Source organism: Micromonospora cathayae (assembly GCF_028993575.1).
Classification (GTDB): Bacteria; Actinomycetota; Actinomycetes; order Mycobacteriales; family Micromonosporaceae; genus Micromonospora; species Micromonospora cathayae.
This window is the reverse complement of record NZ_CP118615.1, coordinates 2,524,728-2,545,660: the sequence shown is the minus strand read 5'-3', so window position 1 is coordinate 2,545,660 and position 20,933 is coordinate 2,524,728. Positions and strand designations below refer to the sequence as shown.

General features: G+C 72.1%; 16 protein-coding genes, 1 tRNA gene and 1 other RNA gene. 6 read left to right on the top strand and 12 right to left on the bottom strand.

Annotated features, from left to right (window positions below):
• Nucleotides 1-20: 20 nt before the first annotated feature.
• The 3 genes from PVK37_RS11735 to PVK37_RS11725 are packed head-to-tail and all read left to right on the top strand — an operon-like array spanning nt 21 to nt 2,476.
• Nucleotides 21-1,370, top strand: a complete 1,350-nt coding sequence (locus tag PVK37_RS11735) for a COG1470 family protein (protein ID WP_275033893.1) — start codon at nt 21-23, stop codon at nt 1,368-1,370.
• Nucleotides 1,367-2,044: a helix-turn-helix transcriptional regulator gene (locus PVK37_RS11730; protein ID WP_275033892.1), complete on the top strand. Its 678-nt coding sequence runs from the start codon at nt 1,367-1,369 to the stop codon at nt 2,042-2,044. Before PVK37_RS11735 ends, PVK37_RS11730 begins: the two co-directional genes overlap by 4 nt.
• A gap of 39 nt (nt 2,045-2,083) precedes the next feature.
• The gene (locus PVK37_RS11725) at nt 2,084-2,476 is read left to right on the top strand and encodes a PAAR domain-containing protein (protein WP_275033891.1); all 393 of its coding nucleotides are present in this window, start codon (nt 2,084-2,086) and stop codon (nt 2,474-2,476) included.
• Between the two features lie 119 nt (nt 2,477-2,595).
• Here PVK37_RS11725 and PVK37_RS11720 read toward each other — a convergent pair whose 3' ends face one another.
• Entirely contained in the window at nt 2,596-4,494 is a 1,899-nt protein-coding gene (locus tag PVK37_RS11720; RefSeq protein WP_275033890.1) for a vWA domain-containing protein, read from the bottom strand.
• Between the two features lie 144 nt (nt 4,495-4,638).
• Nucleotides 4,639-5,958, bottom strand: coding sequence for a hypothetical protein (locus PVK37_RS11715; protein WP_275033888.1), 1,320 nt, complete (start codon nt 5,956-5,958; stop codon nt 4,639-4,641).
• A gap of 220 nt (nt 5,959-6,178) precedes the next feature.
• Between PVK37_RS11715 and PVK37_RS11710 the strand changes: the two genes are divergently transcribed.
• Nucleotides 6,179-9,064, top strand: coding sequence for a hypothetical protein (locus PVK37_RS11710; RefSeq protein ID WP_275033887.1), 2,886 nt, complete (start codon nt 6,179-6,181; stop codon nt 9,062-9,064).
• A 65-nt stretch (nt 9,065-9,129) separates the two neighbouring features.
• Here PVK37_RS11710 and PVK37_RS11705 read toward each other — a convergent pair.
• Both PVK37_RS11705 and PVK37_RS11700 read right to left on the bottom strand, forming a co-directional pair.
• Nucleotides 9,130-9,202 (bottom strand) — tRNA-Ala (locus PVK37_RS11705).
• Between the two features lie 98 nt (nt 9,203-9,300).
• Nucleotides 9,301-9,891: a YqgE/AlgH family protein gene (locus PVK37_RS11700; protein ID WP_275033886.1), complete on the bottom strand. Its 591-nt coding sequence runs from the start codon at nt 9,889-9,891 to the stop codon at nt 9,301-9,303.
• A 201-nt stretch (nt 9,892-10,092) separates the two neighbouring features.
• Here PVK37_RS11700 and PVK37_RS11695 point away from each other — a divergent pair, with 201 nt between their 5' ends.
• A complete protein-coding gene (locus PVK37_RS11695) occupies nt 10,093-10,896 on the top strand; it encodes an S-methyl-5'-thioadenosine phosphorylase (protein WP_275033885.1) in 804 nt (267 codons plus the stop codon).
• A gap of 134 nt (nt 10,897-11,030) precedes the next feature.
• A complete protein-coding gene (gene mdlC, locus PVK37_RS11690; RefSeq protein ID WP_275033883.1) occupies nt 11,031-12,626 on the top strand; it encodes a benzoylformate decarboxylase in 1,596 nt (531 codons plus the stop codon).
• Between the two features lie 145 nt (nt 12,627-12,771).
• On the opposite strand, the gene PVK37_RS11685 is transcribed toward mdlC, so the two are convergent.
• From PVK37_RS11685 to pruA, 8 genes are all read right to left on the bottom strand, one after another.
• A complete protein-coding gene (locus PVK37_RS11685; RefSeq protein WP_275033881.1) occupies nt 12,772-13,737 on the bottom strand; it encodes a hypothetical protein in 966 nt (321 codons plus the stop codon).
• Between the two features lie 118 nt (nt 13,738-13,855).
• Nucleotides 13,856-14,232: a transfer-messenger RNA gene (ssrA, locus tag PVK37_RS11680) on the bottom strand.
• A 94-nt stretch (nt 14,233-14,326) separates the two neighbouring features.
• On the bottom strand, nt 14,327-14,806 hold the full coding sequence (smpB, locus tag PVK37_RS11675) for an SsrA-binding protein SmpB (protein WP_275033879.1): 480 nt from the start codon (nt 14,804-14,806) through the stop codon (nt 14,327-14,329).
• A 181-nt stretch (nt 14,807-14,987) separates the two neighbouring features.
• Nucleotides 14,988-15,863: a permease-like cell division protein FtsX gene (ftsX, locus tag PVK37_RS11670; RefSeq protein ID WP_275033877.1), complete on the bottom strand. Its 876-nt coding sequence runs from the start codon at nt 15,861-15,863 to the stop codon at nt 14,988-14,990.
• Between the two features lie 96 nt (nt 15,864-15,959).
• Nucleotides 15,960-16,640: a cell division ATP-binding protein FtsE gene (ftsE, locus tag PVK37_RS11665; RefSeq protein ID WP_275033876.1), complete on the bottom strand. Its 681-nt coding sequence runs from the start codon at nt 16,638-16,640 to the stop codon at nt 15,960-15,962.
• Between the two features lie 119 nt (nt 16,641-16,759).
• Nucleotides 16,760-17,881 carry a peptide chain release factor 2 gene (gene prfB / locus PVK37_RS11660; protein WP_275033875.1) on the bottom strand — a complete coding sequence of 374 codons (1,122 nt, stop codon included), beginning with the start codon at nt 17,879-17,881 and terminating at the stop codon, nt 16,760-16,762.
• A gap of 274 nt (nt 17,882-18,155) precedes the next feature.
• Nucleotides 18,156-18,674 carry a PadR family transcriptional regulator gene (locus PVK37_RS11655; RefSeq protein WP_275033874.1) on the bottom strand — a complete coding sequence of 173 codons (519 nt, stop codon included), beginning with the start codon at nt 18,672-18,674 and terminating at the stop codon, nt 18,156-18,158.
• A gap of 429 nt (nt 18,675-19,103) precedes the next feature.
• Complete coding sequence (gene pruA / locus PVK37_RS11650; RefSeq protein ID WP_275033873.1) at nt 19,104-20,732, bottom strand: L-glutamate gamma-semialdehyde dehydrogenase; 1,629 nt, start codon at nt 20,730-20,732, stop codon at nt 19,104-19,106.
• Between the last annotated feature and the right edge of the window lie 201 nt (nt 20,733-20,933).

The window sequence follows — 20,933 nt, the reverse complement described above, 5'->3', positions numbered from 1 at the left end:
CGCCGGCCAGACTGCCCGGCATGAGCGTCGCTGTGGGACTTGTCCAGACCGACCTGACCGTCGCGGCCGGCGACGAGGTCGGCTGCACCGTACGGGTGCGCAACACCGCCTCGGTCGTCGACCAGTTCACCCTGGACGTGGTCGGGGACACCGGGTCCTGGGCCGAGGTCGAACCGAAGACGATGAACCTCTACCCCGGCACCGAGGAGGAGGCCCGGGTCACGTTCCGGCCGCCCCGGTCGGCGACCGTACCGGCCGGCACCGTCGACTTCGGGGTACGGGTGCGGGGCCAGGCCGATCCGGACGGCTCGGTGGTCGAGGAGGGCCGGGTCACCGTACTGCCGTTCGTGGAGCTGGCCGCCGAGCTGGTGCCCCGCACGTCCCGGGCCCGGCGTTCCGGCGCGCACCAGGTGGTCGTCGACAACACCGGCAACGCCGAGGCCACCGTCGAGGTGCTGCCGACCGACCCGGACCTGCTGCTGGACTTCCGGGTCCGGCCGGCCGCGCCGGTGCTGCGTCCGGGCACCGCCACCTTCGTGAAGCTGCGGGTACGTCCGAAGAAGCGGTTCCTGCTCGGGCCGGACCGGAACCTGCCGTTCCAGGTGGCCGTCACCCGGCCGGACACCGAGCCGATCACCTGCGACGGGCTGCTGGTGCAGCGGGCGGTGCTGCCCGCCTGGTCGCCCCGGGTGGTGCTGGTCGCCGTCGCGGTGACGGTGGCCCTGGTGGCGCTCTGGTTCGCGGTGCTGAAGCCGACGGTGCAGTCCACCGCGAAGGAGGCCGCCCAGGTGCAGACCGAGCAGCTCAGCCAGCAGGTCGCCGAGGTGAAGACGCAGGCCAGCGAGGCCGCCCAGACCGCCGAGAAGGCCGAGCAGGCGGTGGCCGGGGCGTCCGCCGCGCCGAAGCCCAGCCCGTCGCCGGGCGGCTCGTCCGCTTCACCGGCGGAGGGTGGGGGGCGCGGCCCGGGTGGTACCACGCTGGAGAACGCCGACCCGGAGACGGCCGCCGACTTCCGGATCGCCACCAGTGCCTCCCCCACCTCCAACGAGTTCGCCCTGGCCAGCTACCGGCCGGCGGCGAAGAAGGTGCTCTGGGTGACCGACATCGTGTTGCAGAACCCGCACGGCGACGCGGGTGTGCTCCAGGTGCGCCGGGGGGACACCGTGCTGCTGGAGACCGGGCTGAACAACTTCCGTGACCTGGACTACCACTTCGTGCAGCCGCTGAAGTTCACCGCCGAGCAGCCGGTCACCGTCGCGGTGAAGTGCACCAACCCGGGCAGCACGGCGTGCACCCCGGCCGCCTGGTTCGCCGGCCAACTGGTGTCGGTGCCGGCCAGCCCGTCCGCCAGCCCCTCCGCCGGCCGATGAGCGGCGGGCAGGTGCACGGCGCGAGCACGCCGGTGCGGGTTGCGGTCCGGGCCCGGGACCCGATCTCGCAGGCCGGGGTGGTCGCCCAACTCGGCGCCGACCCGGCCGGCGGGGACCCGGCCGGTACGCCCCCGGTGCTGGTGACCGGCGACGACGCCACGGCGGACGTGCTGGTCGTCGTCGGGGACACCGTGGACGACTGGCTGCTGGCCCAGCTCGACGCGCTGGCGGCGGCCGGTGGACCGCGTCCCCGGCCGGTACTGGTGGTGGGGCAGCTCGACGACACGGCGGGGCTGCGGGCGATCGAGGCGGGCGGGCTGAGCATGGTACGCCGCGCGGAGAGCAGCGCGGGTCTGCTGCGCGAGGTGGTGCGGGCCGCCGCCCGGGGTGAGGCGCGGCTCCCCACCGACCTGCTCAGCTCGCTGCTGACCCGGGTGGGACGGGCACAGCGGCAGGTGCTGGCCCCGCGCGGGCTGACCATCCTGCCCCTGTCGCCGCGTCAGCTCGCCGTGCTGCGCATGATCGCCGCCGGCGCGGACACCGCGACGATCGCCCGGGACCTGTCCTACTCGGAACGCAGCATCAAGAACATCGTGCACGAGATCACCGTGCAGCTCGGCGTCCGGAACCGGACGCAGGCGGTGGCGCACGCCATCCGCGAGGGCCTGATCTGACCCGCTGTCCGCGCGGGCCTGATTCGAGAGGAGACACCGGTGGGCGTACCCGCGGCGAAGCTCGGCGACAAGGTGGTCGGCACCGACACCCACATCATCATGATCCCGTCCCCGGTCGGGCCGGTGCCGACCCCGACCCCGATGCCGTTCGCCGGGACGATCGCCACCGGGTGCAGCACCGACGTGCTGATCGAGGGGAAACCGGCCGCCGTGGTGGGCAGCGGGGCGGTGAACTCGCCCCCGCACGTGCCCACCGGCGGCCCGTTCCAGGTGCCGCCGACCAACCAGGGCACGGTGCTGGCCGGCAGCCCGACGGTGCTGATCAACGGCAAGCCGGCCGCCCGGCACGGCGACAAGGTCAACACCTGCAACGATCCGGCACCCGCGCCCAACGGCACCATCGTGGCCACCGGCCAGGTCCTGGTCGCCTGACCCTCCCGCCCCACGCCCCGGAGGGCTGCCCCGCCGATGCCCCCGGACGTGGACGCCTCTGGCCACGTCCCGCCGCGGACGCTCCGGTCCGCGTCCCGCTGCGGACGGTTCCGGGCCGGTCAGCGTCGGCGGGTGAAGACGCCCGGCTGGGACGTCGGGGACTGCACCAGGAACGCCCCGCTGGTCACCGTGCCCACCGCCGGCGCCGCCGCCACCGCCAGCCGGGGGCCGGCCGGGCCGTCCGCGAAGACCACCAGCGGTACGGCGAACCGGCCCGTCGCGTCGGCCGTGACGGTCACCTCGCCGCTGTCCCCGGCCCAGGTCAGCGCGACCGGCTGGCCGGGCGGGAAGTCCCGGCCGAGGGCGGTCACCACCTGCCCCGGGCGGCCGACGCCGGGGTTGAACTGGAGGCTCGGGCTGCGCCCGGTGACCTGTACGGCCAACTCCTGCGCGGCGTGGCCGCCGGTGTCGGTCGACGCGGCCAGGGTGAGCACCGTGCCGACGTTCCCGACGGTGCGGGGCGTCGCGCCGACGTCCAGGGTGCAGGATCGACCGACGTCGAGGACGGGGCCGCAGGTGTTCCCGCTGATCGTGAAGACCCCCACCGGTGCGGCGGCGACCTGCGGCGACGACGACGTGCCGACCGCGGTCACCGGCAGCGGCACCGGGACGGTCGGCGGGGAAGCCGGCGCTACGGCCGGTCCGGAGGCCGGCGGGACGGTCGGCGGGGTGGTGCCGAGCGCCGCGACGACACTGAGCGGATAGTCGCCGGTGTTGCGCAGGGTCACCCGGCGGGCCGGGGTGGCGACGCCGAGGGCCGCTTCGCCGAGGTCGAGCAGGGTCGTGTCGGAGTGCAGCACCGGCACGTCCGGGGCGGCCCCGGTGACCGTCACGGTGAGCCGGTCCGGGCTGCCCTCCTGCCGGATGCCGTCCACCAGGAACTCGACGCGGCAGGCGTACTCGCCGTTGCGGGCCGCCGGGTCGACCGCCACGGTGAGGGTGACGTCGACGCTGCCGCCACTGTCGACGGTCCGTTCCGCCGGGTCGGCCCGGGCGGTGAGCTGCGGGTCGCAGTCGGACACCCGGACGGTCACGGTGGCCTGGATGGCCTTGATCCCGGCGAGGATCGCGTTCGACACGTCGCCCGCCTCGGCGGCCTTCAGCAGCACGCCACCGGTCCGGGTGGTGATCTCGGTGAACTGTCCGGTCTGGTCGAGGCTGGAGAACGGGGCGGTGAACACGTCCACGGCCACCACCCGGATGCCCCGGCCGGTGAGCGCCGCGACGGTGCCGGCGAGGTCGTGGCCGAAGCTCGGGTCGTGGGACGGCGCGTCACCGAAGATCACCACGATCGGGCTGCTGTCGGTACGGAAGCCGACCGCGCCGGTGGCGACCAGGGCCAGCGCGTTGAGGTTGGCCTCCGGGATGTCCCCGCCACCGGCGGCGGTCCAGGTGTTCACCGCCTCCTGCACGGCGGCGGGCTGCCCGGTCAGGTCCTGGTTGAGCCGGAAGGCGTACCCGTCGGTGCTGTCGCGGTACTCGGCGACCGCGTACCGGGCGTCCGGCTGCACGGCGCTGATGTCCTCGACGATGCGGCGGGCGTTGGCCTTCACGTCCGCCAGGGCCGGTCCCATGCTGCCGGTGGTGTCGGCGAGCAGCACCACGTCCGGGCGGGGCGGCACGGTCGTGGTGGTCACCGTGCGGGTGAGCGTCGCCGAGCCGCCCGGCGTCAGGCCCACCCCGATACCAGCCGGGTCCGGGGCGGAGCCAGGGCCGGGATTCGGGACGGAGCCGGGGTCGGGATTCGGGACGGAGCCGGGGTCGGGGGGCGGGGCCGAGCGGATGCCGGGGGCCGGGGCGGGGGCGTCGGCCACGCTGATCCGGAACTCCGCGCCGTCGGCGGCCGGCGGTGCCGCGCGCAGCCCGCCGGACGCGGCCGGCGCGACGCTCACCACCAGGAGGGCCACGACGGCCAGCGCCGACGCGGCACGCAGCGGACGGGAGCCGGAGACAGCCATACCGGTAGTACAGTCGGGCCGCTCCCCGCCCCGCAGCGCCGGCCGGGCAGACCTGGGTGCAGTCCCTCCTGCCCCTGCGGGCAGCACCGACCGCACCCGACGGCCCCGGCGTCCGGGCCGGGCCGTGGTGCCGCCCGGGTCGGTTCAGTTCAGGATCTTGACGTCCATGCCGCCGGAGCAACGCTTCACGACCGCGACCACGCTGCCCTGGTGGCTGGCCCGGACCGGGGTGACCGTGAAGTACGCCTTACGCCCCTTGCCGTGCCGCACCACGTAGCTCTCCGCGTTGCCACCGGCCCACGGGTCACCGAACGTCTTGAGCACGTTGTAGATCGGCGTGTTCATGTCGTTCTCGTCGGTGTAGAACATCACCAGGTCCTTGAACTGGACGTAGTGGGTGAACGCGCCCTCGCTGTCCAGGGTGGCGATGATCCCCGAGTTGTGCGCGTTGAGGGCCGAGTCGATGGTCGCGGTCACCTCCACCGTGGTGCCGTTCACCGAGATCATCAGCCGCTCGTCCCGGTACATCTTCACGTACGGGTTCTGGGTGGCCTGACCGATCCGGTCGACGAGTTCGTCGATGTCCACCCCCCACTGGCGGAGGTGCTCCTGTGCCTCGTCCCAGGTGAACGTCTGGCCGAGACGGGAGTTGGCCTCGGGGTTCAGGGTGAAGGCCACCGCCAGCCGGAAGGTGTGGTGCAGCCACGGGTACCGCTTCTCGGCGACCTCCTCGGGCTCGCTGAACGTGGTGCCCCGTTTCCGGACCACGGTCACCATGCCCTCGTCGTCGCTGGAGTCCTCGCTGGCCGGCGGGGTCCGGGCGAATCCGGGGTCGAGGTCGGCGTCGTCGTCGGCGAGGAGCACGGCGTACCGGTCGTCGTCGAGGTACCCGTCGCTGTAGTCGCTGTCACTGTCGCTGTCGTCGTACTTCTCCTTGCCCTTCCCGGACGGCTGCCCGGTCGGGTCGCTCTTCGCGTGGTGGGCGAGGGCGACGCAGTCGTCGAGGAAGGCGCCCAGCGTCCCGCCGTCGCGGAGCACCCCGACGGCGGCCTCCCGGAGCTGCTCGCGCCACCAGGAGAAGACCTCGTCGCCGCTGGTGAGCACCTCGAAGAGCGCCTCCACGTCCGAGTCGTCGTCGATCCGCAGGGGCACGTGCAGGTCACCGAAGCGGGCGGCCGTCGCGGCGAGGGCGGCCTCCATCGCCTCGTCGTCCCAGGGCCGGGCCATCCGGTCGGCGAGGAGCTGCATGGTGTCGGTCGCGTCGTCGGCGAAGGCGTTGGTGACGAGCAGGTACTCCAGGGCCCGGATCAACGCGAGCGACTGCCCGTGCGGGTGATTGTCCTCGATCCACGCGCCGAACAGCCGGCTGCCGTAGTCACCGTCGAGGACGGTGTCGAAGCTCACCGCCGCGAAGTACGCGGGGTCGGCGGTAGCGTCGTTCCAGTACGTCTCTGCCCAGGTCATGACCGCTCATCTCACTCGGCGACAGTCAACGCGGCCACGATTTCGCAACCGTGGGTGCCGTCGACACGTACGCCCGGCGGTCTTCCGGGCAACGGAGTCTGCCTCAGTGGGCAATCCCGGTTCGGTGTGCCGGTTTCCCCCTCCCCGCCGGCCGGGCCTGCCTAGCCTGGAACCAGCGCGAGCGCACCGGGCAGGGCAGCTATCGGGGGACTGCGGTCGAATGCCGACGAGGACCGAACGACGTGGCAGGCGGTTGCGCCCGCCGGGCTGGGACGCGCCGACGCCGTACCGGATCGTGCCCTGGACCGGCCGGACCAACCGGGCACCCCTGCCACTGCCGCACGAGGCGGGCTGGGGCTGGCCGATGGCGGCGCTCCTGGTCACGCTGCTGGTCGTGCTCTGGCGCATCGGCGCGACCAGGCCGGCCGACGGTGCCGGCTGGTGGTGGCCGATCGAGCCGGTCCGGCAGTTCCTGCTCGGCTTGGCCACGCTCCTCGGTCACCCGCAGCTCCCGCTGTGGCAGCGCCTCGGCGTCCTCCTGCTCACCGGCTGCTTCCTTGCCGCCTGGTGGCGCTGGCGGCGGGAGTGGCTGGCGTTCCGGCCCGGCCCGGTGGACATCGCCGACTTCGCGAACGCGGCGAACCAGGACGAGGGGCTGCGGGTCTACCTGAAGAGCCGGTTCGCCGCCCAGCTCGCCGCGACCAACATCTACCCGCCGTACGCCGGGACGGGCAAACCAGCGGCACAGAACTTCCTCGACATCGCGGCCGACCCGCGCACCGGCGACGGACCGTGGGGGATCATCCGGATGCTGTTCCGGCAGGTGCCGAGGTCCGGGTACCTGATCAGTGGCACTGTCCAGAGGCGTGACCAGAAGCCCCGGTACGGCCTTTCGGTGACGGTGATGTCGTACGCCGGCGCGACCGGCAGCGCGACCACCACCGAGTGGGGCGACAGCTGGGAGGACGCCACCTGCAAGGCCGCCTACTGGACGATGGCCAAGATCCTGCCGGTCACCCGGATGGTCCGCTGCCCTCCCTGGCGTACCTGGCGGGGGCGGGACCTGCCGACGGAGCTGTTCGAGGCGTACAACGAGGGGCGTAAGCGGCACGACGACCGCAAGCTCGACGAGGCGCTGTGGTGGTACCGGGAGGCGTTGCGGCTGGACCCGTTCAACGTCGAGATCCGGATGATGGTCGCCAGCGTGCAGGAGGATCTCGGGCTGTTCGTGGAGGCGCTCAGCACCTACGAGGAGGCGCTCACCGTCGACGAGCTGCCCGGACGCTACACCGGCACGCTGTGGAGCCGGCACCGGGAACGGTGGCTGTCGCCGTTCCGGTTCGCCGTGTCCAGCTTCCGGTACCTGCGTCGGCACCGGGAGACGGCCCGGCTGCGGTACCAGTACGCGCGGACGCTGGCGTACTCGGAACGGCTGGCCCACGAGTGGTTCGTCGAGGACCGGCAGGGCGACCGGAAGACCTTCCACCGGCAGACCAGGGAGCGGCTGACCGACTCGTTGACCGACCGCTACTGGCCGGCCGTGCTGGCCTACGCCGACCGGACCGACGCCGAAGGCGGACGGGCGCAGGTGCGTCTGATGCTCCAGAACCCGACGAGCATGCGGGTGCTCTTCCAGCTCGCCGCGCTCCAGGAGTTGTACCGGCTGCACCAGGATCTGGTCTTCACCTGGCTGGTGCCGGGCACCCGGTCGGAGATCACCCGTCGGGTGCTCCGGCTGGCCCGGGACGTCTGGGCCCCGCTCCGGCTGGCCCGGGCCCTGCACGACTGGCGTCACGACCCGACCGCGCCGCTGACCGGAGCGCCGAGCCGGGCCGTCGCCGAGGCAGGCTCCCTCACCGACTGGTGGACCTGGCCGGCCCGACGGCGACTCCGTCGGCTTCTGCACGAATGGCCGGCCGACAGCGCCACGCTGGCCGCCGCGATCAGGTCGGCGGAGCGCCGCTGGCTGCCGGTGCCCCGGTTCAGTTATCTCGACCACTACACGGCGGCCTGCGCCTACGCCTACGCGCTCTACGGCTACCTGCGGACGCCCCGGGACGAGTCGGAGACCCGACCGGCACCGTTCGTCCCGCCTGCGCACTGTGCCCGGTCTCCCGAGGTGGACGCCCTCACCGAATGCGCGATCGAGGCGCTGCGGGCGAGCCTGGCCAGCGCGGACAGCGGGATGAACGCCCAGCTCAAGCTGATCCCGGCCGGGGGTGACGGGATGGCGTCCCGGTTGCTCACCTGGATCACGAGCAGCGACCCTGACCTCGGGCGGTTGCGCAGCCGCCCCTCACTGCGGTATCTCCAGCAGGACGAGTACCACCCGCTGGACATCGCCCAGTTGCCTCCGGAGAGCGTCACCACGGCGCGCACCGCCGCGTACGCCAGGGAGCTGCTGTTCACCGGCGCGCTCCGGCTGGAACGCGAGTGGCACCGGCGTCGGGAGTCGGCCCACGAGGTGTCGCTGGACGAGGCCATCACCTGGTTGCAGGCCGACGACGCCATCTGGCAGGTGGTCGACCGGATCTGCACGGACCGGGCCTGGTACTGGCTGGACCGGGCGAAGTTCAGCCGCCTGGTCACCCGGATGGTCACCCCGGTGGTCCCCACCGACCGGGAGTTCCCGCCCCGCGTGCCGACCTTCGCCGATCTGGTGATCGACCACGGCAGCAACGGCCACGCCTCGCCGGCCAGCATGGACGTGGCCGTCCGGGTCGAACGGGTGCCGGCCCCGGACGGACCGGCGACCGGGGACGGGCCGGCTACCGTGCGCGGCATCGTGGCCGTGCGGGTGACCGCCTCCGGTGACGGCGACCGCCCGGCCGGGGATGGTGGCCCCGACATCGACCCGACCGTCACCGCGCACGTCCACGACCTGCACCAGCGACTCAAGCTGGTCCGGCACCTGGCCCGGTACGACCGGAGCGCCGAACGGCACGACCTACGGAAGCTGAACGAACAGGGGCGGCAGCCGGACACCGGCCAGACGATGACGATCTGCACGGACCGTGCGGCCCGGTGGCAGGAGGTCATCCGGCTGCTCGAGGGCACCGGCCTGCGGGTGGAGACCATCGACCTGCACAGCGAGCAGGTGGCCTGAGAAGCTCAGGAACGCCGAACGCCCTGGTCAGGGAGGTATCCCGTACCAGGGCGTTGCCACAAGGGTGGAGCCGAGGGGACTCGAACCCCTGACCCCCACACTGCCAGTGTGGTGCGCTACCAGCTGCGCCACGGCCCCTTGCCGGTGTGCCCCGGTTCCCCCGGGCACGCAGGAAACTATACACACACCGGCTCCCATGGTCATCTCGCGGGGGCCCTCCCCGGGGCGCGGCGAGATCAGTTCAGGGAGACGTCCGGCGGGAAGTGGGCCACCGCCGCCATCATGCCGCCCTGCCGGCGCAGCACCATCGGCCACAGGTCGTCGGGACGGTCGACGAAGGCGTCCCCGGGCAGGGCGTCCAGCACGAACCAGGAGCCTTCCTCGATCTCCTGCTCCAGTTGGCCGGCACCCCAGCCGGAGTAGCCGGCGAAGACCCGGATGCCGGCGATGTTCTCCCGCAGCCGCTCCGGGTCGACCGACAGGTCGATCGTCCCCACCGCACCGAGCACCTGGTGGAAGCCCCGCAGCCGGCGTACCGGGTTGCGCATCCGGGCCAGGCAGATCGCCGAGTCGGGCTGCACCGGGCCGCCCTCGAAGAGCACGGCCGGCTCGCGGGCCAGCGCGCTCCAGTCCCCGAGCACGTCGGCGACCGGCACCTCGGTGGCCCGGTTGAGCACCACGCCGAGCGCCCCGCCCGGCTCGTGGGCCACCAGCAGCACGACCGTACGGTCGAAGTTGGGGTCCTTCAGCGCCGGGGTCGCGACCAGCAGTTGCCCGGTCATCGAGGCCATCGCACGCCCGCCGATCGCCTGTCCCTCTCCCTGCATGTCGACCATCCCCTAACCACGCGCCGCCGGGCGGACGCGCCACTGAGGAGCCCCGTGCCGGGACGTGGGCGCGCACACCGGTTCCACCCGGTGCCGCGCGCCCGTCCACGTTCTCACCGCCATGCCTCGCACCATAGCCTGCACCTTGCATGGTGGCTAAGGTCTGACCGACGGGTAGTCGGGCGAGTTCGGGGAGAATCGATGGAGCCGACGGCGGAACTTGCGGTGATCGGCGGCTCGGGCCTCTACGCCCTGCTGGACGACGCCGTCGAACACCGGGTGGAGACGCCGTACGGACCGCCGTCGGACGCGGTCACCATCGCCGAGGTGGGCGGCCGTCGGGTGGCCTTCCTGCCCCGGCACGGGCGCGACCACCGGCACCCGCCGCACCTGATCCCGTACCGGGCCAACCTGTGGGCGCTGCGCTCGCTCGGGGTACGCCGGGTGCTGGCCCCCTGTGCGGTCGGCGGGCTCCGGCCGGAGCTGGGGCCGGGCACGTTCGTCGTGCCGGACCAGTTGATCGACCGGACCACCGGCCGGGTGCAGACCTACTACGACCGGGGTGCGGTGCACGTCTCGTTCGCCGACCCGTACTGCCCCACCGGCCGGCGTACCCTGCTGGACGCGGCGGCGGGCCGGGGCGTGCCGGCGGTCGACGGCGGCACGGTGGTGGTGGTCGAGGGGCCGCGGTTCTCCACCCGGGCGGAGTCGCGCTGGTTCACCGCGATCGGCGGGACGGTGGTGAACATGACCGGCCACCCGGAGGCGGTGCTCGCCCGCGAGCTGGCGCTCTGCTACAGCTCGGTGGCCCTGGTGACCGACCTGGACGCCGGGGTGGAGGGCGGGCACGCGGTCACCCAGGAGGAGGTGTTCCGGGTCTTCGCGGAGAACACCGACCGGCTGCGGGGCGTCCTGCTGGACGCGGTGGCCGCCCTGCCCGCCGAGCGGGACTGCCCCTGCGCGACCGCGCTGGACGGCATCACCCTCCCGTTCCCCCTCCCCTGAGGGGTTATGCCCGATAAGCGAATAATCGCGTCTTCTGCCCGATAGATTCGGCCTGTCGGAGCTGCCCACCCAGCTCCGGCGACCGGACGCACCCGACCGGACGGGGGCACGGACGAGGGCACGGAGGCCGAGCGATGGCGACGGTCCGCGACACCAGCTACGACCTGCTCCGCGCCCTCGGCCTGACCACCGTCTTCGGCAACCCCGGCTCCACCGAGCAGCCGTTCCTCCAGGACTTCCCGGCCGACTTCCGCTATGTGCACGCCCTCCAGGAGGCGTCCGCGGTGGCGATGGCCGACGGGTACGCCCAGGCCACCGGCCGACCCGCGCACGTCAACCTGCACACCGCCCCGGGCACCGGCAACGGGATGGGCAACCTGGTCACCGCCTGGCACAACCGCACCCCGCTGATCGTCACCGCCGGCCAGCAGACCCGGGAGATGCTGCTGATCGAACCCCGGCTGTCCAGCCCCCGGGCGGTCGAGCTGACCCAGCCGTACGTCAAGTGGAGCCACGAGCCGGTCCGCGCGCAGGACATCCCGGCGGCGCTGATGCGGGCGTACGCCACCGCGGTGCAACCGCCGGCCGGGCCGGTCTTCCTCTCCCTGCCACTGGACGACTGGCACCAGCCGGCCGACCCGCCCCCGCAGGTCCGGACGGTGGCGACCCGGGTCGCCCCGGACCCGGCCCGGCTGCGCGAGTTCGCCGGGATCCTCGCCGCCAGCGACCATCCCGCGCTGGTGGTCGGCCCGGCCATGGACCGGGCGGACGGCTGGCCGGCGGCCGTCGCCCTGGCCGAGCGGCTGTGCTGCCCGGTCTGGTCGGCGCCCGCCCCGGAACGGGCCGGCTTCCCCGAGGACCACCCCCAGTTCCAGGGGGTGCTGCCGTACGCCATCGGTCCGCTCGCCGAGAAGCTGCACGGCCACGACACCGTACTGGTGGTCGGCGCGCCGGTGTTCCGCTACTACCCGCACGTGCCGGGCGGGTACCTGCCGCCTGGCACCCGGCTGCTGCACGTCACCGACGACCCGGACGAGGCCGCCCGCGCCCCGGTCGGCGACAGTCTGCTCGGCGACGCCCGGCTCACCGCCGAGGCGCTGCGCGACCTGCTGCCGCCGCCGCACCGGTCACCGCCACCGGCCCGCCCGAATCCGCCGCCGCCGGAGACCGGCCTGCCGCTGAGCCCGGACGCGTTCTTCGCCACGTTGGCCGCGCACTGGCCGGCCGACGGGGTGCTGGTGCAGGAGTCCCCGTCCAACCTGGCCGCGCTGCGCCGCCGGTTCCGGGTCAGGCGTCCGGCGTCGTACTTCACCATGGCCAGCGGCGGGCTCGGCTTCGGGCTGCCCGCCGCGGTCGGCATCGCCCTCGCCGAACGGGACACCGGACGCGGCCGGCCGGTGGTGGCGGTGATCGGCGACGGTTCGTTCCACTACTCGGTACAGGCGCTGTGGACCGCCGCCCGACTGCGGCTGCCCCTGGTGGTGCTGATCCCGGTCAACCAGCAGTACGCCATCCTCAGGTCGTTCGCCGCGCACAAGCAGACCCCGGGGGTGCCCGGACTGGACCTGCCCGGACTGGACGTCACCGCGATCGCGGCCGGCTACGGCTGTGCGGCCACGGTGGCCGGTACCCCCGACGAGATCGCCGCCGCGCTCACCGCCGGGCTGGCGGCGGACCGGCCCACCGTCGTCCCGGTACCGATCAGCACCGAGGTACCGGCGCTGCTGTAGTCGTCGCCGACGGCGGCGGGCCGCGCCGCCGTCGACCGCCGACGCCGGCGCTGTCCGTGCCGGCCCCGGATTGGACCGGCGGCCCCGGCCCGGACCCGTCGGCCCCAAACCGGACGGCCCGGCGGCCCCGGCCCGGACCCGGCCGTCAGCCGCCCAGCAGGGACACCGGCCCGCCGGTCACCACGTCCAGCACGACGCGGGCGCCGAGCGGCTCCTTCAGCGTCGCCTCGACCGGCTTGAGCAGCAGTTGGTCGGTGCAGACCCCGGTGCTGCGGACCACCCCGCCACCGATCACCACCGCGTCGTCGAACTCGGCCACCAGCGGCTCGAACCCGCTGTCGCAGGCCCCGACGCCGATCCGCCACTTCAGCTCGGCACCGTCGATCGAGATGACGTTCTGGGCGGCGGCCAGTTCGGGCGCGGGTGGCGCGCTGGGCCCGTCCCCCGCCGGTACGGCGCTGACCGCGCTCGCCGCCACGGCCAACCGGGCCACCGGCGTCGCCAGTTCCTCCACGGTGAACAGCCAGGCCGGTACGGTGGCCTCCCCCCGGCTGGTCCGGATCTCGGCGGTGCCGAGCTTGACGCCGGTGACGGTCAACGGGATGCAGGCCACCGGGGCGGGGGTGCTGCTCACCGGCCCGTCCGGCCCCGGCTCGGCGCTCGGCCCGTCCGGCCCCGGCCGCTCGGTCGGGCCGGCCGCCTTCGGTCGGCCCTCGCACGGCGGCGGGTCACCCAGGTCGATCTGCCGGTACGCGTCGGCGGCGCTGACCAGCGGCACGTCGAGCGTCCCGTCCGGGAAGCGGATCGTGCCCGCCTTCGGCACCGCGGCCGACATGGCGACCTGCTCGCGGTACCAGCCGGCCTGGAACGCCTGCTCGGTCTCCGGGGTGAACTTCGGGTCCCCGGCCAGTACGGTGGCGCCCTGCAACGGGACGTACCCGGTGGTCCAGACCTCGCCGGGCTGCCATGCCTCGGCGACCTGGGTGGCGCGCTGTCGGAACGACTCCCAGCGGTCGGTCTGGTCCACCGGCCGGGTGGTCCCACCGTTCTGGGCGCAAGCGGTGAGGGCCAGCACGATCGGCAGGCCCAGCAGGAGTACTCGTCGACGCATGCCTCTTCGACGCAGCTCACCACCCCGCCGGTTCCCCACCGCCGGCAGCGAGGTGGGCAGGGGCGCGGACAGCGATGCGCCCCGGTCCCTGGAACGTGGGACCGGGGCGCATCGACCGGGGTGGAGGTGCCGGGAATCGAACCCGGGTCCTTCGCCGCCTTGTCAGGGCTTCTCCGAGCGCAGCTCGCTGTGCCTCTACTCGGCCCCTCCGATCACGCGAGCGAGTCGGTGTGACGGGCCCAGTCGCTGATTGATCTCGCCGCACGGACCCCGCGACCGGGTCCGATTGGCCAGCCTTCTAGCTGATGCCGGCTAACTGGGCCGAAGGCACTCCCAGGCCGACAGACTTAGCTACCCGCCTCAGGCGGCGAGAGCGAAGTCAGCGCGATTCTGCTTGGCGCTTATTGTTTTCCGACGACCGATTCACGAGACGACGTCGGCTTCCTCGGCTCGCTTCCCCTGCCGCAACGCACGAAGTCGAAACCAGTCACCCCCTCGGATCGCTGCCCCTGTCGGCAGCCTCACCAAGCCTAACGCCTACCGCAACGGGTTTCATCCCCAGGCCCCCGACCGGACGGACGGGGACGGATCAGTCACCCATCCCCTTACCCCGCCGACCCACCACGCGCCGGATCTCCCGGTCCGCGTCCCGCTTGGCCAGGTCCTGACGCTTGTCGTACGCCTTCTTACCCTTCGCCAGGCCGATCTCGACCTTGGCCCAGCCGTCCGAGAAGTACACCTGCAACGGCACCAGGGTGAGCCCGCTCTCCCGGGTCTTGCCGATCATCCGGTCGATCTCCAGCCGGTTGAGCAGCAGCTTGCGGGTGCGGCGCGGCTCGTGGTTGGTCCAGGTGCCCTGCACGTACTCCGGAATGTGCATGCCGTGCAGGTACAGCTCGCCGTTGCGCTCCTGGGCGAACGCGTCGACCAGCGAGGCCCGCCCGGCCCGCAGCGACTTGACCTCGGTACCGGTCAGCGCCATGCCCGCCTCGTACGTGTCGAGGATGGTGTAGTCGTGCCGCGCCTTGCGGTTGGAGGCGACGACCTTGCGCCCCTTCTCCCGTGGCATCGACGCCACTCCTCTCTCGTACCGGACGTCACGGACGTCCGGGTCGCCCCTTGCGCGCGACCTCGTTGATCACGTTGGCGGACAGCCCGCCATGTTACCTGAACGGAAAGGGCCCTCCGGCACCTTTTGTTCCCGGTGCCGGAGGGCCCTCACCTGTTGCCGGAGGTGACCCGTACCGTGACTAGACCCGCAGGTAGAAGCGGAGCGTGACCCAGGCGGTGACCGCGCTGACCAGGCCACCCACGCCGGCCATCAGCGGGAACATCACCAGGATGTCGCCCCAGGTGACCGGGGAGAGCAGGCCCTGGAGGTCCTGCAACGACCCGTCGAAGAGGAACTGTTTCGCCCCGACCAGCGCCAGCAGGCCGAGCAGTGAACCGATCAGGCCGGCGACCACGGCCTCCAGCACGAACGGCGCCTGGATGAACCAGTTGGAGGCACCGACCAGCTTCATCACCGCGACCTCACGGCGCTTGCTGTACGCGGCCACCTGGATGGTGTTCGCGACCAGCAGCAGGGCGGCGATCGCCATCACGGCGGCGGCGGCCAGCGCGATGTTCTGGATCGCGGTGAGGATGTTGAAGATCTTGTCGAGCAGGGCGCTCTGGTCGACGATCTCGTCGACCGCCGCGTCGTCCTTGTACTGGTCGTAGATCGTCCGGTACTGCTCCGGGTCGTTCAGCTTGAGCCGGAACGACTCGGGCAGCACGTCGGCCTGGACCGCCTTCACCAGATCCGGCGCGTCCGCGTACATCTGCTGGAAGCGCTCGTACGCCTCCTCCTTGTCGACGTAGATGACCTCCTTGACCAGCGGGTCGCCCTCCAGTTTGGCCTGGAGCGAGTCCTTCTGGTCCACGGGCACGTCGGTCTTGAGGAAGACCGACACCTCGATGTTCTCGTAGTAGAGGTCCTTCATGTCGGCGACCTGGCGGTACATCAGACCGCTGGCACCGAGCATGGTCAGCGACACGGCCATCGTGATGATCATCGCGATGGTCATGGTCACGTTGCGCCACAGTCCGACCAGTACTTCGGACAGCACGTACTTCACGCGCATCGGGAATTCCTCCGGGTCTCCGGCAAGTGTTCGTCGTCAGATCGGGCGGCGATCCGGGCCAGCGGGGCGGGCCGGGCCCACCCGGTGATGGCCGGCTCAGCCGTAGACGCCGCGGGCCTGGTCTCGCACGATGCGGCCGCTCTCGATCTCGATGACCCGGCGCCGCATCTGGTTGACGATGTTGGAGTCGTGCGTGACCATCACGACGGTGGTGCCGGTGCGGTTGATCCGGTCCAACAGACGCATGATCTCGATGGAGGTGTCCGGGTCCAGGTTTCCGGTCGGCTCGTCCGCGAGCAGGATCAGCGGACGGTTCACGAACGCCCGCGCCACCGCGACCCGCTGCTGCTCACCACCGGAGAGCTCGTGCGGGTACCGGTGCTCCTTGCCGCCCAGACCGACCAGCTCCAGCACCTCGGGGACGACCCGGCGGGCCACCGCCTTGGTCTTGCCGATCACCTCGAGGGCGAACGCCACGTTCTCGTACGCGGTGCGGTTGGGCAGCAGCCGGAAGTCCTGGAACACGCAGCCGATGGAGCGCCGGAAGTGCGGCCGCTTCCAGGACCGCATCGACGTGACGTCCTTGCTGTTCACGATGACCTTGCCCTTGTTGGGGGTGACCTCGTGCAGCAGCAGCTTGATGATGGTGGACTTGCCGGAGCCGGAAGGGCCGATGAAGAAGACGAACTCGCCCTTCTCGATCGAGACGGACACGTTGTCGAGCGACGGGCGGGACGCCTTCGGGTACGTCTTCGTCACTTGCTCAAGCTGAATCACGGAAGGGGAGTCTACGCCGTGTGACTGGCGGGGCGTCCCCCACGCCCCGCCGATCGCCGTGGTGTCGCCGATTTAGCGGGTTAAGCGAAGATCGACCACTGCGCTCCGCCCAGATCCGGTTACACAGCGTCAGCGGCGAGTTGCTGCTGCTTCCGCCACCGGATGCCGGCTTCGATGAAGGAGTCCAGTTCACCGTCGAAAACGGCGCTCGGATTGCCCGTCTCCTGCTCGGTACGCAGATCCTTCACCATCTGATACGGGTGCAGGACGTACGAGCGCATCTGGTCGCCCCACGAGCCGGCGGCGTCGGTCTTGAGCCCCTCCAGCTTGGCCTGCTCCTCCTGGCGCTTGCGTTCCAGCAGCCGGGCCTGGAGCACCCGCAGCGCGGACGCCTTGTTCTGAAGCTGGGACTTCTCGTTCTGGCAGGTCACCACGATCCCGGTCGGGATGTGGGTGATCCGCACCGCGGAGTCGGTGGTGTTGACGCTCTGCCCGCCCGGCCCGGACGACCGGTAGACGTCGATCCGCATCTCGTTCTCGGGGATGTCGATGTGGTCGGTCTGCTCGGTGACCGGCAGCACCTCCACCCCGGCGAAGCTGGTCTGCCGCCGCCCCTGGTTGTCGAACGGGCTGATCCGCACCAGCCGGTGGGTGCCGGACTCCACGCTGAGCGTCCCGTACGCGTAGGGCACCTTCACCGCGAAGGTGGCCGACTTCAGGCCGGCCTCCTCGGCGTACGAGGTCTCGTAGACCTCGGTCGGGTAGCCGTGCCGCTCGGCCCAGCGCAGGTACATCCGCAGCAGCATCTCGGCGAAGTCCGCGGCGTCCACGCCACCGGCCCCGGCGCGGATCGCCACCAGCGCCTCCCGGGAGTCGTACTCGCCGGAGAGCAGGGTGCGGACCTCCATCTCCTGGATCGCCTTGGTCAGCCCGGTGATCTCGGTCTCCACCTCGGTGAGCACCCCGGCGTCCGACTCGGCCTCGGCCAGTTCGAGCAGCACGCGGGCGTCGTCGAGCCGGGAGCGCAGGCTGCCCAGCTTGCTGATCTCGCCGTTGACGTACGACAGCTGGGAGGTCACCTGCTGGGCACGGGCCTGGTCGTCCCAGAGGTCCGGGGCGGAGGCCTCCTGCTCGAGGCGGGCCTTGTCCTCGTGCAAGCGGTCGAGGTTGAGGACGGCCTCGATGTTGCGCAGGGTCGCGTCGAGTTCCTTGAGCTGTTCGGCGTAATCGGCAGCGGTCACGACAGCCAAGCGTACCGGCGTGGACGGGAGCGGACCCTCCGAGGCCCGCGTCGTGCACCGGAAAGCCGCACCGTACGGCCGGGACGACCGGCCGGGACCCGCACCGCACGACCGGAACGACCGAACCGGGACCCGCACGCACGACCGGCACGGCCGGGACGGGACCCGTTGCCGTGCGCGGGGCGGCCGGGGGTGGCCGGCGAGGGGAACGCCGTGGGGGTGGGCAGCGGACCCACCCCGCAGCCGGCGGACGGAGGCCGTGGCGGATCGGCGCTCAGCCGGGGACCGGGGCGTTCTTCAGCCAGGAGAGCGCGGCCTTGTGGTACGCGACCGCGAACTCCAGGGCGCTCGCGTCGAACGACGCGCCCTCCTTCTTCGCGTTCTTGACCTGCTCGCGTACGTGCGCCAGCGCCTCGGTGTGGTACTCGTTCGCCGAGGTGTAGAGGTTGCGCAGTTGGCTGGCCGAGTGCAGCTCGCCGAAGGCGATCCGCAGCGCGACCGGGTTCCGGACGGTGTCCCGGCCCGGCCCTTCGGCGAGCCAGCGGGAGAATGTCCGTTTTCCGGACGGTGTGATGGCGTACGGCTGGCTGGAGCGTGGGCCGGGTTTGCCCATCCGCACCAGTCCGCGTTCGGCCAACACCGGCAACTCTCGGTAGACCTGACTGCGGGTCATCGACCAGTAGGGCGCCAGTCGGCGCTCGGCGGCGGCCATCAGTTGGCCGCCTGTCATGGGACCCTCGTGGAGCAGCCCGAGCAGGGCCGCCGCTGTGGGATTGATTCCGGAATCCGCCATGCCCATTACGCTGCCACTTTGCAGACCCGGCGTCCAGGATTTGCCACAATCACCACTCGTGGTGACTTCCTAAGTGCACTGTCGGCGCACGACAGTCCATTGAGGAGAATCGATGAGTTGCGGCACTGCAAGTGACCGCACGCGATGATCATTTCGTCACGTAGAGTATACGACCGGCTGGGTTCGCTGTCCGGTTTCGACGGTATTCCGCCTCGGCGCGCCACTCCCGGAGCCGGCCCGCCGGCCCCGGGGCCCGGCCCCGCCGGCCGGTCGGGCCGCCCCAGCCGGATCCACCGGACACCCCGGACCGCTCCCAAACCCTCCTGAGAGGTCGCGCACACCACACCGACGGGCCGCCCGCCCACCGGAGCCCGGCGGGGGACGGCCCGTCGGCGACGGGTCGGTCGGGGCGTCGGACGCCCGACAGGCTCAGCCCATGTGCGGGTAGCCGTGGTCGGTCGGCGGGACGAACGTCTCCTTGATCGTCCGGGGGGACATCCAGCGGACCAGGTTGTGCCAGGAGCCCGCCTTGTCGTTGGTGCCGCTGGCCCGGGCACCACCGAACGGCTGCTGCCCGACCACCGCCCCGGTCGGCTTGTCGTTGACGTAGAAGTTGCCGGCCGCGTACCGCATCTTCTCCGCCACCGCGTCCACCACCCGCCGGTCGTTGGCGAAGATCGACCCGGTCAGCGCGTACGGCGCGACCGACTCGGCCTGGGCCACCACGTCGTCGAAGCGGGCGTCGTCGAAGACGTGCACGCCGAGGATCGGCCCGAAGTACTCCGTGGTGAAGGTCTCGTGCGCGCCGTCGGTGCACTCGAACAGCGTCGGCCGGACGAACCACCCGACCGAGTCGTCGGCGGTGCCACCGGCCAGCACCCGGCACGCGTCGTCGGAGTTGATCAGCTCCAGTGCGGCGGTGTGCCGGTCGTACGCCTTCGCGTCGATCACCGCGCCGCCGAAGTTCGAGAGGTCCGTCACGTCGCCGTAGGTCAGCGACTCGGCGGTGGCCGCCAGCCGGTCCCGCAGCCCGCCCTCCCAGATGGAGCGCGGCACGTACGCCCGGGACGCCGCCGAGCACTTCTGCCCCTGGTACTCGTACGCGCCCCGGATCAGGGCGGTGTGCAGGGCGTCCACGTCCGCGCTGGAGTGCGCCACCACGAAGTCCTTGCCGCCGGTCTCGCCGACCAGCCGGGGGTAGCCCCGGTACCGGGCGATGTTCTCCCCCACCGTCCGCCAGAGGTGCTGGAACACCTTGGTCGAACCGGTGAAGTGGATGCCGGCCAGGTCCGGGTCGGCGAGGACCACCTCGGAGACCTCCTCACCCCGCCCGGTGACCATGTTGATCACGCCGGGGGGCAGGCCGGCCGCCTCGAACAGCCGCATGGTGAAGTGCGCCGCGAACTGCTGCGTCGGGGCCGGCTTCCAGACCACCGTGTTGCCCAGCAGCGCCGGGGCCGACGGCAGGTTGCCGGCGATCGCGGTGAAGTTGAACGGGGTGATCGCGTAGACGAAGCCCTCCAGCGGCCGGTGGTCGAACCGGTTCCACACCCCCGGCGACGACAGCGGCTGCTCCTCGAGCAGCTTCCGGGCGAAGTGCACGTTGAACCGCAGGAAGTCGACGAACTCGCAGGCCGAGTCGATCTCCGCCTGGACCACGGTCTTGGACTGACCGAGCATGGTGGCCGCGTTCAACGTGTCCCGCCACGGCCCGGCCAGCAGCTCGGCGGCCCGCAGGAAGATCGCCGCCCGCTCCTCGAACGGCAGCGCCCGCCACATCGGGGCGGCGTCCAGGGCCGCCTTCACCGCGGCCCGCGCGTCGGCCTGGTCGGCGTGCCCGGTGACCCCCAGCACGTGCGCGTGCCGGTGCGGCTGCACCACGTCGATCCGCCCGCCGGCGGCCATCCGCTGCTCGCCGGCGATGGTCATGGTCAGGTCCAGCCGCTCGGCGGCCAGTTCGGTGAGCCGCTTCTGGAGCCGCTCCCGGTCGGCGCTACCCGGCTCGTAGGTGCGTACCGGCTCGTTGCGCGGCTCGGGTACGGAGAACACGGCGTCCATCACAGCTCCTGGCGATCTCGACGGCGGTGGCGAAACCGGCCCCGCGACCACCGGCTGGACAGCCGGCCGCCGGGCGTCGACGCCTCACCGGATCACGGCGACGGGACCTGCGGCGATTCTTTCACGCGCCGCCCCGCCCACCTAGCCGGTCGCCGCCCGACCGGGCCGGCTCCGGCGGGCGCGTACCCTGGGTGGCCGGTG

What these genes read in the sequence shown, in the direction of transcription:
- PVK37_RS11735 (WP_275033893.1), top strand. Translation starts at nt 21, where the DNA reads ATGAGCGTCGCTGTGGGACTTGTCCAGACCGACCTGACCGTCGCGGCC.
- PVK37_RS11730 (WP_275033892.1), top strand. Translation starts at nt 1,367, where the DNA reads ATGAGCGGCGGGCAGGTGCACGGCGCGAGCACGCCGGTGCGGGTTGCG.
- PVK37_RS11720 (WP_275033890.1), bottom strand. Translation starts at nt 4,494, where the DNA reads ATGGCTGTCTCCGGCTCCCGTCCGCTGCGTGCCGCGTCGGCGCTGGCC.
- PVK37_RS11715 (WP_275033888.1), bottom strand. Translation starts at nt 5,958, where the DNA reads ATGACCTGGGCAGAGACGTACTGGAACGACGCTACCGCCGACCCCGCG.
- PVK37_RS11710 (WP_275033887.1), top strand. Translation starts at nt 6,179, where the DNA reads ATGCCGACGAGGACCGAACGACGTGGCAGGCGGTTGCGCCCGCCGGGC.
- PVK37_RS11700 (WP_275033886.1), bottom strand. Translation starts at nt 9,891, where the DNA reads ATGCAGGGAGAGGGACAGGCGATCGGCGGGCGTGCGATGGCCTCGATG.
- PVK37_RS11695 (WP_275033885.1), top strand. Translation starts at nt 10,093, where the DNA reads ATGGAGCCGACGGCGGAACTTGCGGTGATCGGCGGCTCGGGCCTCTAC.
- mdlC (WP_275033883.1), top strand. Translation starts at nt 11,031, where the DNA reads ATGGCGACGGTCCGCGACACCAGCTACGACCTGCTCCGCGCCCTCGGC.
- PVK37_RS11685 (WP_275033881.1), bottom strand. Translation starts at nt 13,737, where the DNA reads ATGCGTCGACGAGTACTCCTGCTGGGCCTGCCGATCGTGCTGGCCCTC.
- smpB (WP_275033879.1), bottom strand. Translation starts at nt 14,806, where the DNA reads ATGCCACGGGAGAAGGGGCGCAAGGTCGTCGCCTCCAACCGCAAGGCG.
- ftsX (WP_275033877.1), bottom strand. Translation starts at nt 15,863, where the DNA reads ATGCGCGTGAAGTACGTGCTGTCCGAAGTACTGGTCGGACTGTGGCGC.
- PVK37_RS11655 (WP_275033874.1), bottom strand. Translation starts at nt 18,674, where the DNA reads ATGGCGGATTCCGGAATCAATCCCACAGCGGCGGCCCTGCTCGGGCTG.
- pruA (WP_275033873.1), bottom strand. Translation starts at nt 20,732, where the DNA reads ATGGACGCCGTGTTCTCCGTACCCGAGCCGCGCAACGAGCCGGTACGC.